Below are 13288 nucleotides of genomic sequence, written 5' to 3' on the forward strand. Positions count from 1 at the left end.
CTCGGCTTTCTTCGCCACCCGCGTGTAGAGGCCGACCTTCAGCAGGTCGTCGTGGGTGAGGGAGAACAGGCCACCTTCGTCGACCAGCACCCCCGCCTCCAGCAGCGCCGTGGCGCCCTCCCCCCCGAACACCTCGATGTCGAAGGCACCCCGGCCGCCGACGTGGTTGAGTCGCTCGCGCAGCTGCGAGGGGCACGATCGCGTGTTGGGGCACCGGATGTCCTTGTCGCCCTCGCGCGACGGAGCCAGCGGGGTGCCGCACGCCGGGCACTCGGTGGGCATGACGAACTCGCGCTCGGTGCCGTCGCGCAGCGCGACGACCGGACCGACGATCTCGGGGATGACGTCGCCGGCCTTGCGCAGCACGACCATGTCGCCGATCAGCACGCCCTTGCGCTTGACCTCGTGCTGGTTGTGCAGCGTGGCCATCTGGACCGTGGATCCGGCGACGCGGATGGGCTCCATGACGCCGAACGGAGTGACCCGCCCGGTGCGCCCGACGTTGACCGTGATGTCCAGCAATCGGGTGTTGACCTCCTCGGGTGGGTACTTCCACGCGATGGCCCATCGGGGTGCACGCGACGTGGACCCCAGACGCCCTTGCAGTGCGACCTGGTCGACCTTGACCACGACTCCGTCGATCTCGTGCGCCACATCATGGCGATGCTCGCCGTAGTGCGCGATGAACGTCTCGACGCCCGTCAGGTCCGGGACGACCTTGGCGCGGTCCGACGTCGGGAGGCCCCAGGCCTTCAGGGCCTCGTACGCCTCGGACTGGCGTTCGGGACTGAAGCCCTCGCGATAGCCGATGCCGTGGCAGACCATGGACAGTGGGCGGCTGGCCGTGACCGAGACGTCCTTCATGCGCAGCGTGCCGGCGGCGGCGTTGCGCGGATTGGAGAACGGGTTGTTGCCGGCCTCGGCCCACGCCGCGTTGAACTCCTCGAACTCTGCGGTCGGGAAGAACACCTCGCCACGGATCTCGACGGACGCCGGCACGGGGTGCGCATCAGTTCCGGTGAGGCGGTGCGGGATGACCTTGATGGTGCGGACGTTGTTGGTGACGTCCTCACCGACCCTGCCGTCGCCACGGGTGACGCCGCGCGTGAGGACACCGTCGTCATACGTGAGCGAGATGGCCAGGCCGTCGACCTTGAGCTCGCACAGGAACTCGGCGTCGTCGACCCCTTCGCGCAGCAGCCGGGTGTGCCACGCCTCGAGCTCTTCAGTGCTGAAGGCGTTGTCGAGGCTCATCATGCGTTCGCGGTGCTGGTAGGACTCAAATGATGAAGACGGCCGCCCCCCGACCGTCTGCGTGGGCGAGTCGGGAGTGCGGAGCTCGGGTACCTGGTCCTCGAGCTGCTGCAGCTCGATCATCAGCGCGTCGTACTCGGCGTCCGAGACCGTGGGCGAGTCGTCGACGTAGTAGCGCTCGCGGTGCTCGAGCACGGTCTCGGCCAGCTGCTTGTGCCGCTGGCGCAGGTCGGCACCCGTCTCGCTGGTCATGGGTCGAGCCTATCGCCGAGCGGCGACACTTCGCCCGGTTGCGAGAGCCGCTCGCGCATGGCGTGGTGAGGCCCCGGCGAGTCCGCAGGTCGGGGTCACCACGAGGCGCTCCGTCGTGGTCTCGCCATCGAATCCCAGGCGGCTGAAGAACGTCTCGATCCGCTCGAGGATCGGGTCGCGGTCGAGCGGCGCATCGGTCGAGGGGACGACGCCCAGCCAGAGGTCCATCCCGGCGTCGAACGCCTCGGCCCACACGTCGTTCGCCCCCGTCAGCGCAAGATCGAAGCTGATGGCGGAGAATCCCAGACCTCGCAGCAGATCGACTGGAACATCTGGTCCGCAAGAGTGCAGCACCGGCGTCGCTCCCGCATCGACGATCACGTCGACGACTCCACGCAGCAGCGCGTCGGCCTCCGGCGGATCGACCCGACGATGGGTGGCCCACCCGGAGGCGGTGGGGATGGATCCCTCGATGACCCCGCGGATGGCCGGTTCGTCGAGCTGTACGTGGAGATTCACGCCGGGAAAGCGACGATTCAGGTCCGCCAGGTGGGTCGTCAGTCCTGCGGCGAGGACCTCGCCCAGCTCGCGGCGAGCGCCGTGATCGGCCAACATCTTGTCGCCACGCGGCCGTTCGACCGAGGCGGCCAGGGTCAATGGTCCGGCGATCTGCACCTTCAGCGGACCGGCGAGCTCGTCCAGCATCTCCTCGGCGATGTCGAGGTCTTGGCCGAGCCGCGACCGAGCACGGCGTTGATCGAGACCCTCGCCCACCCCGATGCGCCATCCGTCGGGCTGCAGATCGGCTCCCAGGTCGGTGATCAGTCCCAGCGTGCGGCCGATCATGCCGGCGTGCGGACCGCGGTGCGGCAGCTCCGGCAGGAAGGGCAGGTCCGGCACCTCGTCGAGGACAGCAGCCAACGCGCCGGCGAAGTCGTCGCCGGGCATCGAGCCGATGCCCGTCGCGCGTGCCATCAGGCGGTTTTGTCGATCGTTGCCGAGCCGATGACGCGGGTGCCGTCGTAGATCACGCAGGCCTGGCCCGGCGCGATGCCACTGGCGGAGTCGCGCAAGGTCACCTCGACGAGATCGCCCTGCACCGTCACGACGGCTCGATGCTCCTCGCCGTGAGCGCGCAGCTGCACCGTGCACTCCAGCGGACCGGTCGGCGCAGCTCCGCACCACAGCGCCTTGATGCACGTGAGGTGATCGACGTCCAGGGCCTCTCGAGGTCCGACCGTGACGGTGCCGGACACCGGTTCGATGTCCAGCACGAAGCGCGGCTTGCCGTCGTCGGCGGGAATGCCGAGCCGGAGGCCGCGCCGTTGGCCGATCGTGAACGCGTAGGCGCCCTCGTGCTCGCGCAACACCTGGCCGGACTCGTCGACGATCTGACCGGGCTTCGCGCCGAGCTTCTCGGTGAGCCAACCGGCGTTGTCACCATCGGAGATGAAACAGATGTCGTGGCTGTCCGGCTTCTGGGCGACCTGGAGACCCCGGCGCTCAGCCTCGGCCCGGATGACATCCTTGGTGGTCTCGCTGAGCGGGAACATCGAGCGGGCCAGCTGCTCTTGTGTCAGCACGCCCAGCACGTATGACTGGTCCTTGGCCATGTCGTTCGCCCGGTGCATCTCCACCGTTCCGTCGGGTGCCGTCGCGAGGCGGGCGTAGTGGCCCGTCGCGACGGCGTCGAAGCCCAGGGCGAGCGCCCGGTCGAGCACGGCAGAGAACTTGATCTTCTCGTTGCACCGCAGGCACGGGTTGGGCGTGCGACCCGCGGCGTACTCAGCCACGAAGTCGTCGACCACGGTGTCGGCGAACTCCTCGCTCATGTCCCACACGTAGAAAGGGATGCCGAGCACGTCGGCGGCGCGGCGGGCATCGTTGCTGTCCTCGATCGAGCAGCAACCGCGCGCCCCGGACCGGTACGACTTGGGATTGCGACTCAGCGCGAGATGCACCCCGGTGACGTCGTGACCGGCGTCGACCGCGCGGGCCGCTGCGACGGCCGAGTCGACCCCGCCTGACATGGCGGCACAGATTTTCATCTGCGCCTCCGGCGCGGGGTTCTCATCTGCGCCTCCGGCGCGGGGTTCTCATGAGGACCTCACGTGAGCGGCCCGGGTCGCCCGCTCGTGAACGGCCGGCAGCGCGGCCAGCAGGCGATCGACGTCCGCATCGGTCGTGGTGTGGCCCAGGCTGAAGCGCAGCGAGCCGCGGGCGGCCTGCTCGTCATAACCCATCGCCAGCAGGACGTGGCTCGGCTGTGGCACCCCGGCGTCGCAGGCTGACCCGGTGGAGCACTCGACGCCCTGGGCGTCGAGGAGCATCAGCATCGCGTCGCCCTCACAGCCGGGAAAGGTCACGTGGGCGATGTTCGGCAGCCGGTGGTTCGGGCCCGAATCGGGGTCTCCGTTGACCACTGCGTCAGGCACGATGCTGCGCACGCCGTCCACCAGCCGTTGCCGCAACCGCTCGATCCGGGCAGCCGTCTCTGCCTGCCGCTGCACCGTGAGGTCGAGAGCCCGCGCGAAGGAGGCGATCAGGGCGACCCCGATGGTTCCGGAGCGAATGTCGCGCTCCTGTCCCCCGCCATGCATCAGTGGCACCGCGTCGATCTCGCGCCGGATGACCAGGGCGCCCACCCCTACGGGACCACCCAGCTTGTGAGCCGTGACGGTCATGGCATCGAGCTGTCGGGCGGCGAAGTCGATCGGCACGTAGCCGGCAGCCTGCACGGCATCGCTGTGCACCGGGATGCCGTGCTCGCGGGCGATCGCGACCACCTCGTCGATCGGCTGGATCGTGCCCATCTCGTTGTTGGCCCACATCGTGGTGATGGCTGCGACCGACGCCGGGTCAGCGGCCACCGCTGAGCGAAGCGCGTCGACCTGAATCCGCCCGATGGCGTCGACGGGCGTCATGTCGATGGCGGCGCCCTCGTGCTTGGCCAGCCACGTGACGGGGTCGAGCAGCGCATGGTGTTCGATCGAGCTGAAGATGACCCGGCGCCGATGCGGATCCTGGGCGCGGCGAGCCCAGTACAGGCCCTTGATGGCCAGGTTGTTGGCTTCTGTTCCGCCGGAGCAGAAGACGACCTCACTGGGGCGCGAACCAAGCCGCTCGGCGATCAGCTCGCGAGACTCCTCGACGACCCGGCGCGAGGCACGTCCCGACGCGTGCAGGGACGACGCATTGCCGAGACGTCCGAGCTCGGCGGTCATCACGTCGATCGCCTCGGGCCACATCGGCGTCGTGGCCGCGTGGTCGAGGTAGGCGACTGGCTGGTCGTTCATCGTTCCCATCGTAGAGCCGCCTCGGTAGCCACCTCAGCCGGTGGCGGCCACGAGGTGCTCCACGACGCCGTCGAGCTGCTCGTGGGTGGTCGTGCGCCCGAAGGTGAACCGTACGGCGGTCTGCGCAATCTCGGCCGGATAGCCCATGGCGGTGAGCACGTGACTGGGCTCATCACTGCCCGCGGCGCAGGCCGAGCCGCTGGAGCAGACGACGCCGCGTCGTTCGAGGTCGAGCAGGATTGACTCGCCGCTGCGGCCCGGGAAGACGAAGGATGCACTGCCCGGCAGGCGGCGGCTGGCGTGGCCGGTGAGCTCGGATCCGGGTACCTCGGCAAGCACGCGCTTGATGAAGAAGTCCCGCCGCGCGACTACCTCGTCGACCGCACCTGCGCTCAGTCGGAGGGCAGCAGCGATGCCGACCGCTGCAGCCACGTTCTCGGTGCCCGAACGGTGACCGTCTTCCTGGCCGCCTCCGTGGATGAGGGGCTCGAACGAGGTCCGCCGCGAGACCCACAGAATCCCGACGCCCTTCGGTGCGCCGATCTTGTGCCCCGAGATGCTGAGCGCCTGGACACCCAGCCGGGTGACGTCGAGGTCGAGCCAACCGGCCGCCTGCACGGCGTCGGTGTGCAGGGGAACCCCGCGCTGCGCCGCCTGCTCGGCCAGCGCTTCGAGCGGCTGGATGGTGCCCACCTCGTTGTTGGCCATCTGAAGGCTGACCACGGCGGTGTCGTCGCGGAGCGCCGCGGTCAGGGATGCCGGGCTGATCAGACCGTGATGGTCAACCGGCAGCACGGTGACCTCGTACCCCATGCGGCCGAGAAATTCTGCAGACTCCAGGACGGCGGGGTGCTCGATCGCCGACACGATGACGTGGCGACCCGTGGCGGCCAGCGCGATCCCCTTGACGGCGGTGTTGTCGGACTCCGTACCGCCGGACGTGAACGTGATCTCCGACGAGCGGGCACCGAGCATGTCGGCAACCTCGGCTCGAGCCTGCTCGAGAGCGTCACGCGCCGCCTCACCCACTTCGTGATGGCTCGACGGATTGCCGAACTGCGGACCGAGGTGCGGCCACATGGCCTCCATGACCTGCCGTTTGATCGGTGTCGTGGCCGCTTCGTCGAGATAGATCACGGCAACCTCACCCCGCAGATTGCATCGTGATGTCGAGCCCCAGGTCGAGCGCCCGGACGCTGTGCGTGAGCGCGCCGACGCTGATGACGTCGACACCAGTGGCCGCCACGTCACCGATGGTCTCCAGCGTGATGCCGCCACTGGCCTCGACCATCGCCCGGCCGCCGATCTGCTTCACCCCAGCGCGCAGGTCCTCGAGGCTGAAGTTGTCGAGCATGATCGTGTCGGCCGCCTCGGACTTGAGCACGGCGTCGATCTGCTCGAGCCGGTCGACCTCGACCTCGATGTGTGTGGTGTGCGGCAGATCGAGTGCGGCCCTGCGCAGAGCCGTCGTGATGTCGCCGACCACGGCGAGGTGGTTGTCCTTGGCCATGACGGCGTCCGAGAGCGAGTACCGGTGGTTGTGGCCGCCGCCGCACCGCACGGCGTGCCGTTCCAGGGCGCGCAGGCCCGGGGTGGTCTTGCGCGTGTCGACGACGCGCACGGGGTGATCGCCCACGGCGGCGACGTAGGCGGCGGTGAGCGTGGCGATGCCACACATCCGTTGGACGAGGTTCAGGGCCACACGCTCGGCTTGCAAGACCGCCCGGGCCGGGCCGCTGACGTCGGCCAGCACCGTCCCGGTCTCGAACGCTGCGCCGTCCACGACGTGCATGTCGATCGAGACCGTCGGGTCGATGGTGCTCATCGCGATGACGTAGACGTCGGAGCCGGCGAACACCCCCGGCTCCCGCGCCACCAGCTGGGCGTGTGCCGTCGCGTCGGCTGGAACGAGGGTCTGCGAGGTGATGTCGCCAAACGGGGCGTCTTCGTCGAGCGCCATCAGGACGACACGCTGGATCTGGCGACGTTCAAGCACGTGCGAACACTCCTGAGTGACGGTTCTGGGTCGGATCAGTGTCGGGGAAGTCAGCGCGGAAGTGACCACCGCGGGACTCGCGGCGGGCCAGCGCGCTGGCGACCACAGCCCGCGCCACGACCAGCAAGTTGGCATCCTCGGCGGACTTGGCGTCGGTGACGGCCGGCGAGGTCCAGGTGGCGAGCTCGGCCACGGCCTGCTGGAGGTCTGCCGCGGTGCGCGAGAGGCCTGCGGCGTCCCACATCAGCTGTTGCAGGTCCGAACGGTTGACCTCGCGCCCCTCAGCCGGACCGGCGAGGTCGAGTGGGGTCGGCTCGACCCATTCGTCGTCGAACGGCACCGCGGGCGTCGGATCGAGGATGCCCTCGACGATGCGAGATCCGTAGACCGCGCCCTCCAGCAACGAGTTGGACGCCAGCCGGTTGGCACCCTGCGAGCCGTTGCACGCCACCTCACCGACCGCGTAGAGGCCGGGCACCGAGGTGCGTCCCCATGCATCGGTGCGGATGCCACCCATGTAGTAGTGCGCGGCAGGCGTGATCGGCACGGGCACCTGGCCCCAGTCATAGCCCTGCGCGCGGCAGGCGGCGTCGATGTTGGGAAACCGTTTCGCCAGGTATTCAGACCCGAGCGCAGTGGCATCGATCCGCACAGGGCCGTGCACCTTGGCCTTCATCTGGTCGGCGATGGCACGCGCCACCACGTCGCGCGGTGCGAGCTCGGCGTCGGGGTGGATCGCCAGCATGAATCGCTCGCCGTCGGCGTCGATCAGATAGGCACCCTCACCGCGGACCGCCTCCGAGACCAGGAAGTTGCCCGGGGCGTTCAGCGAGGTCGGATGAAACTGGTAGAACTCCAGATCGGCCGCGACCGCGCCGGCGCGCAGACCCATCGCGATGCCGTCGGCCGTCGCGACCTCCGGATTGGTCGTGTACGGGAACAGCTGACCCGCGCCCCCGGTGGCGAGCACCACGGCAGCGGCGTGCAGCTGTTCCCCGTCGAGCAGCTGGACGCCCGTGACGACACCCTGTTCAACCAAGAGATCCACGACCGTGGTGTCCTCGCGAACCGTGATGGCCGACTCGTGCACGCGGTCGATCAGGGCGTAGGCGATGCCAGCGCCGGTGGCGTCGCCGCCGGCGTGCAGGATGCGGGCGAAGCTGTGCGCCGCCTCCAGTCCGTGGGACAGCTCCCCGTCGCGGCGGTCGAACTCCACGCCGCGGGCGATGAGCTCGTCGATGGCCGCTGGTCCTTCGGCGCACAGGATCTGCACCGTGTCCTCGTCGCTGAGGCCCGCGCCGGCGACCACGGTGTCGGCGACGTGCGCCTCGACCGAGTCGCCGAGCTTCGGGGCACCGGGGTCGGACATGGCGTCGGTGACCACGGCCACCCCGCCCTGCGCGTACCGAGTGTTGCTCTGGGCGAGGTCGGCCTTGGTGATCAGGGTGACCTCAAGACCCGCGTCCACCGCGTCGAGCGCGGTGGTCATGCCCGCGACGCCGCTGCCCACGACGATCAAGCTGTTCATCGGTCCGTCCTCATCACTTGGGGAGCGCGGCGAGCATGCGCTCGAGCGCGATCTTGGCGTGGGTGGCGATCTCCTCGGGCACGATGATCTCGTTGTGCACCTCGCCCTCGACGAGCTTGTCGAGCACCCAGGCGAGGTAGCCCGGGTGGATGCGATACATCGTCGAGCACGGGCAGACGACCGGGTCGAGGCAGAAGACCGTGCGGTCCGGGTACTGCGCCGCCAGCCGGTTGACCATGTTGATCTCGGTGCCGATGGCAATCGTGTCGCCGGGCGACGACGCCTGGACGAACTTGTTGATCGCGTCGGTGGATCCGGAGGCGTCGGCTGCATCAACCACCGGCATGGGGCTCTCAGGGTGCACGATGATCTTGATGCCGGGGTGCTCGTCGCGCGCCTTCTTGATCTGGCCCACGGTGAATCGCTTGTGCACCGAGCAGAAGCCGTTCCACAGCAGCACCTTGGCGGTGTCGAGCTCTGCCTCGGTGTGGCCACCCAACGGCTTGCGTGGGTTCCACGTCGGCATGTCGTCGAGGCTGATGCCCATGGCCTTGGCCGTGTTGCGGCCGAGGTGCTGGTCGGGAAAGAACAACACGCGGTGTCCGCGTTCAAAGGCCCACTCCAGGACGGTCGCCGCGTTGGACGACGTGCACACGATGCCGCCGTGCTGGCCACAGAATGCCTTGAGCGCGGCCGAGGAGTTCATGTACGTGACCGGAACGACGGGCTGCTTGCCGTCGGCATCCTTCTCATCCAGCGGACCGTAGACCTGCTCAAGCTGTTCCCAGCAGTCCTCGACCGATTCCTCGTCGGCCATGTCGGCCATCGAGCAGCCGGCCGCCATGTTGGGGAGGATGACGTGCTGCTCGGGTCGAGCCAGGATGTCGGCGGTCTCGGCCATGAAGTGCACGCCGCAGAACACGATGGTCTCGGCATCGGGCTTGGTGAGCGCTGCGTTGGCCAGCTGGAACGAGTCGCCCACGAAGTCGGCGTGGCGCACGACCTCATCGCGTTGATAGAAGTGGCCCAGGATGACGAGCTTGTCGCCAAGCGCGTCCTTGGCCGCCACGATGCGGGCGTGCAGATCCTCATCTGCCATCAACTGGTACGCCGCCGGCAGCTGGCCGGGACGCACCACCGGGACCGGCATGACGTCGTCCTCGGAGCAACCCGGCCCGTAGCCGGGGACGGAATCAAACATCCATGGACCCTCGGCGAGATCCTCGTTGCAGCTGTCTGCCGGATCGGTGACGATCAGGTGGTTGACCGAAAGCGCCGGACTCGGGCGAATGGGTGCAGTCATCGGGACTCCTCGAGCTGGGTGGAGAGTCGGTACAGGGCGGGCGGACGGTGGCTGGTGCCCTGGACGAAGGCGCCGGTGGGCGCGACGGCATGGGTGGCGAGCACCTGACGCCGGAAGTTGGCCGGATCGATCTGCTTGCACAGCACGGCCTCGTGCACCTCGCGCAGCTCGGCGAGGGTGAACTCGTCGTTGCAGAAGGCGAAGGCGATGGGCGAGTAGGTGATCTTGGCGCGCAGACGCTTCAGCGCATACTCGAGGATCTCGTTGTGGTCGAAGGCGAGCGTCGGCACCTCGTCCGCGACGAACCACTGCACGTTCTCGCCGTACTGCTCCGCCGCCACTTCCTCTGCCTTGGCGACAGCACGCGCGACTTCGTCGGGACGCACCAGCGCCCAGTAGACGACGGAGACGACCCGACCGTCGCGGTCGACGGTCGGCGAACGATCGATCGCGCCGAAGGAGTACAGCTGCTCCAGGTAGCGCGGAGTCAGGCCCGTGGTGCGGTCGAGGGTGTGCTGCGCGCTGGCCGCGAGATCCTCGTGCGGCTCCAGCGGCCCACCGGGCAGCGCCCACGATCCCTCATGCGGCTCGCGGATGCGGCGCACCAGCGGCAACCACACGGTCAGCATCCCGGATGTGGGGTGCGGACGGAGCGCGAAGATGACGGTTGAGACTGCGAGCGAGACCTTCTGGTCCACCGCCGACGAGAGCGTCATCCTGCACCTCCTTAAGGTAATTTTGACACTAAGCGGTACTTATGGTCCTGTCAACACTAAGTGGTTCGCGAGTGGGGGTGGTGTCGGAGGGGCGGGCGCCCGGTACTCTGAGAGCACAGCGTTCGAGCCGTCATCAGCGGTGAGCAGCCGGAAGAACAGGGAGCGCGCTCCCCCAGTAGAACCGGACGGATGGGCCCGTCATCGCCTTCATGAAGTGGCCATCGCCCCGGCGGCGGCAATCGAGGTGGTACCGCGGCTCCCCCGCCCAGGGGTTGGTCGTCCTCGTGCGAACAGCACGAGAACGCAGGAGCCCCAGATGACGTACCCCCGCACGCGGACCGGTCAGAGCGATGCCTTGACCGGTGTGCCCTCGAGCCCTCGGTTCCCCGAGATGGAAGAGCGCGTGCTGGCCTTCTGGGCCGAGGACGACACCTTCCGCGCGAGCGTCGACCAGCGCGACACCGGCACCGACGGCGACAACGAGTTCGTGTTCTACGACGGACCCCCGTTCGCCAACGGTCTTCCGCACTACGGCCACCTGCTGACCGGCTACGTCAAGGACGTCGTCCCGCGCTACCAGACGATGCGCGGCCGCCGGGTCGAGCGGCGCTTCGGCTGGGACACCCACGGCCTGCCCGCCGAGCTGGAGGCGATGCGGCTGAACGGCATCAAGACGACCGACGAGATCCTCGAGCTCGGCATCGAGAAGTTCAACGAGGCCTGCCGCGACTCGGTGATGAAGTACACCGGCGAGTGGCGCGAGTACGTGACCCGCCAGGCGCGCTGGGTCGACTTCGACCACGACTACCGGACGATGAACGCCGACTACATGGAGTCGGTCATCTGGGCGTTCAAGTCCCTCTTCGACAAGGGCTACGTCTACGAGGGCTTCCGGGTCCTGCCGTACTGCTGGAACGACGAGACGCCGCTGTCGAACCACGAGCTGCGGATGGACGACGAGGTCTACCAGAACCGGCAGGACCCCGCCGTCACCGTCGGCTACCTCCTGGACGACACCGGCGCCGACCCCGTCCTCGACGGTGCGCACGTCCTGGTCTGGACGACGACGCCGTGGACGCTGCCCGCCAACCTCGCCGTCATGGTGGGCTCCGACATCGACTACGTCGTCGTCGAGGCTCCCGTCCCGGGCACCGACCGGTCGGCGCGCTACCTGCTGGCCGAGGCACGCCTGCCGGCCTACGCCCGCGAGCTGGCAGGGGAGGGCGGGGAGTTCGCCGTCGTCGGCCGGTACCGGGGCGCCGACCTGGTGGGGCGCACCTACGCGCCGCCGTTCTCGTACTACGCCGGCCATCCGGGCGCCTTCCGGGTCGTCGCCGCCGACGACGCCGTGACGACCACCGACGGCACCGGCGTGGTCCACACCGCGGGCGCCTTCGGTGAGGTCGACAAGGAGGTCGTCGACCGCGAGGGGATCGAGGCGGTCATGCCGGTCGGCAAGGACGGCCGGTTCACCGCGCCGGTCGCCGACTACGAGGGCGTCCAGGTCTTCGACGCCAACGCGCTGGTCATCGACCACCTCAAGGCCACCACCCGGGGCGAGGGCCCGACCGGGTCGGTGACGCCCGGCACGGTCCTGCTCCGCCGCGAGTCCTACGACCACGCGTACCCGCACTGCTGGCGCTGCCGCGAGCCCCTGATCTACAAGGGCGTCGAGTCCTGGTTCGTCGAGGTGACGGCGATCAAGGCGCGGATGCTCGAGCTCAACGAGCAGATCACCTGGGTGCCCGAGCACGTCAAGCACGGCCAGTTCGGCAAGTGGCTCGAGAACGCCCGGGACTGGTCGATCACCCGGAACCGGTTCTGGGGCAGCCCGGTCCCCGTGTGGAAGTCCGACGACCCCGCGTACCCCCGGATCGACGTCTACGGCTCGTTCGAGCAGCTGGAGCGCGACTTCGGCGACCTGCCGCGGGACCGGGCGGGCAACCCCGACCTGCACCGGCCCTTCGTCGACGAGCTGACCCGGCCCAACCCCGACGACCCCACCGGCCGCTCCATGATGCGCCGGGTCGAGGACGTGCTCGACGTCTGGTTCGACTCCGGCTCGATGTCGTACGCGCAGGTGCACTACCCCTTCGAGAACGCCGAGTGGTTCGGCGGGACCGACAGCCAGGACGCGCACTTCCCGGCCGACTTCATCGTCGAGTACATCGGGCAGACCCGGGGCTGGTTCTACACCCTGCACATCCTCGCCACGGCGCTCTTCGACCGGCCGGCGTTCGAGAACTGCATGAGCCACGGCATCGTCCTCGGCAACGACGGTCAGAAGATGAGCAAGTCGCTGCGCAACTACCCGGACGTCAGCGAGGTCTTCGACCGCGACGGCGCCGACGCGATGCGCTGGTTCCTCATGGCCTCGCCCATCCTGCGCGGCGGCAACCTCGTCGTCACCGAGGAGGGCATCCGCGAGGGCGTGCGCCAGGTGCTGCTGCCGCTGTGGTCGTCCTGGTACTTCTTCTCGCTGTACGCCAACGCCATGCACGACGGCGCCGGGTACGAGGCGCGCTGGTCCACGGCGTCGGCGGACCCGCTGGACCGCTACCTCCTGGCCAAGCTGCGCGACCTCGTCACCACGACCACGGCGCAGATGGACGCCTACGACGTGCCGGGCGCCTGCGAGTCGGTGCGCGGCTTCGCCGACGTGCTCACCAACTGGTATATCCGGCGTTCGCGGGAACGGTTCTGGGACACCGGGTCCGGCGACTCCTCTGCCGCGGAGGCGGCCTTCGACACGCTGTACACGACCCTCGAGGTGCTGACCCGGATCGCGGCCCCGCTGCTGCCGCTCGTCACCGAGGAGGTGTGGCGCGGGCTCACCGGCGGGCGCTCGGTGCACCTCGCCGACTGGCCGGTGGCCGAGGACCTGCCGGCCGACGAGGCGCTCGTGGCGGCGATGGACCAGGTGCGGGCCGTGTGCTCCACCGG

General features: G+C 68.9%; 10 protein-coding genes. 1 reads left to right on the forward strand and 9 read right to left on the reverse strand.

All coding sequences use genetic code 11. The annotated features are described in order from the left end of the window. The 9 genes from ligA to WB508_RS05520 all read right to left on the reverse strand — a co-directional run. The coding region (ligA, locus tag WB508_RS05480) for an NAD-dependent DNA ligase LigA (RefSeq protein ID WP_423843873.1) at window positions 1-1506 on the reverse strand (1506 nt) is incomplete at its 3' end. A gap of 9 nt (window positions 1507-1515) precedes the next feature. Further along, on the reverse strand, window positions 1516-2481 hold the full coding sequence (locus WB508_RS05485; protein WP_423843874.1) for a methionine synthase: 966 nt from the start codon (window positions 2479-2481) through the stop codon (window positions 1516-1518). After that, a complete protein-coding gene (mnmA, locus tag WB508_RS05490; protein ID WP_423843875.1) occupies window positions 2481-3554 on the reverse strand; it encodes a tRNA 2-thiouridine(34) synthase MnmA in 1074 nt (357 codons plus the stop codon). The genes WB508_RS05485 and mnmA overlap by 1 nt, the downstream gene beginning before the upstream one ends. 48 nt (window positions 3555-3602) lie before the next feature. After that, window positions 3603-4802 carry a cysteine desulfurase family protein gene (locus WB508_RS05495; protein ID WP_423843876.1) on the reverse strand — a complete coding sequence of 400 codons (1200 nt, stop codon included), beginning with the start codon at window positions 4800-4802 and terminating at the stop codon, window positions 3603-3605. A 33-nt stretch (window positions 4803-4835) separates the two neighbouring features. Next, window positions 4836-5939: a cysteine desulfurase family protein gene (locus tag WB508_RS05500; RefSeq protein WP_423843877.1), complete on the reverse strand. Its 1104-nt coding sequence runs from the start codon at window positions 5937-5939 to the stop codon at window positions 4836-4838. 7 nt (window positions 5940-5946) lie between these two features. Then, window positions 5947-6798, reverse strand: coding sequence for a carboxylating nicotinate-nucleotide diphosphorylase (nadC, locus tag WB508_RS05505; protein WP_423843878.1), 852 nt, complete (start codon window positions 6796-6798; stop codon window positions 5947-5949). Further along, window positions 6791-8326 carry an L-aspartate oxidase gene (nadB, locus tag WB508_RS05510; RefSeq protein ID WP_423843879.1) on the reverse strand — a complete coding sequence of 512 codons (1536 nt, stop codon included), beginning with the start codon at window positions 8324-8326 and terminating at the stop codon, window positions 6791-6793. The genes nadC and nadB overlap by 8 nt, the downstream gene beginning before the upstream one ends. Window positions 8327-8339: 13 nt before the next feature. After that, window positions 8340-9629, reverse strand: a complete 1290-nt coding sequence (nadA, locus tag WB508_RS05515) for a quinolinate synthase NadA (RefSeq protein WP_423843880.1) — start codon at window positions 9627-9629, stop codon at window positions 8340-8342. Next, window positions 9626-10345: an NUDIX hydrolase gene (locus tag WB508_RS05520; protein ID WP_423843881.1), complete on the reverse strand. Its 720-nt coding sequence runs from the start codon at window positions 10343-10345 to the stop codon at window positions 9626-9628. The genes nadA and WB508_RS05520 overlap by 4 nt, the downstream gene beginning before the upstream one ends. A 316-nt stretch (window positions 10346-10661) precedes the next feature. Between WB508_RS05520 and ileS the strand changes: the two genes are divergently transcribed. Next, on the forward strand, window positions 10662-13288 hold a 2627-nt coding region (ileS, locus tag WB508_RS05525; protein ID WP_423843882.1), incomplete at its 3' end, for an isoleucine--tRNA ligase.

This window comes from Aeromicrobium sp. (assembly GCF_049586495.1).
Classification (GTDB): domain Bacteria; phylum Actinomycetota; class Actinomycetes; order Propionibacteriales; family Nocardioidaceae; genus Aeromicrobium.

What these genes read in the sequence shown, in the direction of transcription:
- WB508_RS05495 (WP_423843876.1), bottom strand. Translation starts at nt 4,802, where the DNA reads ATGAACGACCAGCCAGTCGCCTACCTCGACCACGCGGCCACGACGCCG.
- nadA (WP_423843880.1), bottom strand. Translation starts at nt 9,629, where the DNA reads ATGACTGCACCCATTCGCCCGAGTCCGGCGCTTTCGGTCAACCACCTG.
- WB508_RS05520 (WP_423843881.1), bottom strand. Translation starts at nt 10,345, where the DNA reads ATGACGCTCTCGTCGGCGGTGGACCAGAAGGTCTCGCTCGCAGTCTCA.
- mnmA (WP_423843875.1), bottom strand. Translation starts at nt 3,554, where the DNA reads ATGAAAATCTGTGCCGCCATGTCAGGCGGGGTCGACTCGGCCGTCGCA.
- WB508_RS05485 (WP_423843874.1), bottom strand. Translation starts at nt 2,481, where the DNA reads ATGGCACGCGCGACGGGCATCGGCTCGATGCCCGGCGACGACTTCGCC.
- nadB (WP_423843879.1), bottom strand. Translation starts at nt 8,326, where the DNA reads ATGAACAGCTTGATCGTCGTGGGCAGCGGCGTCGCGGGCATGACCACC.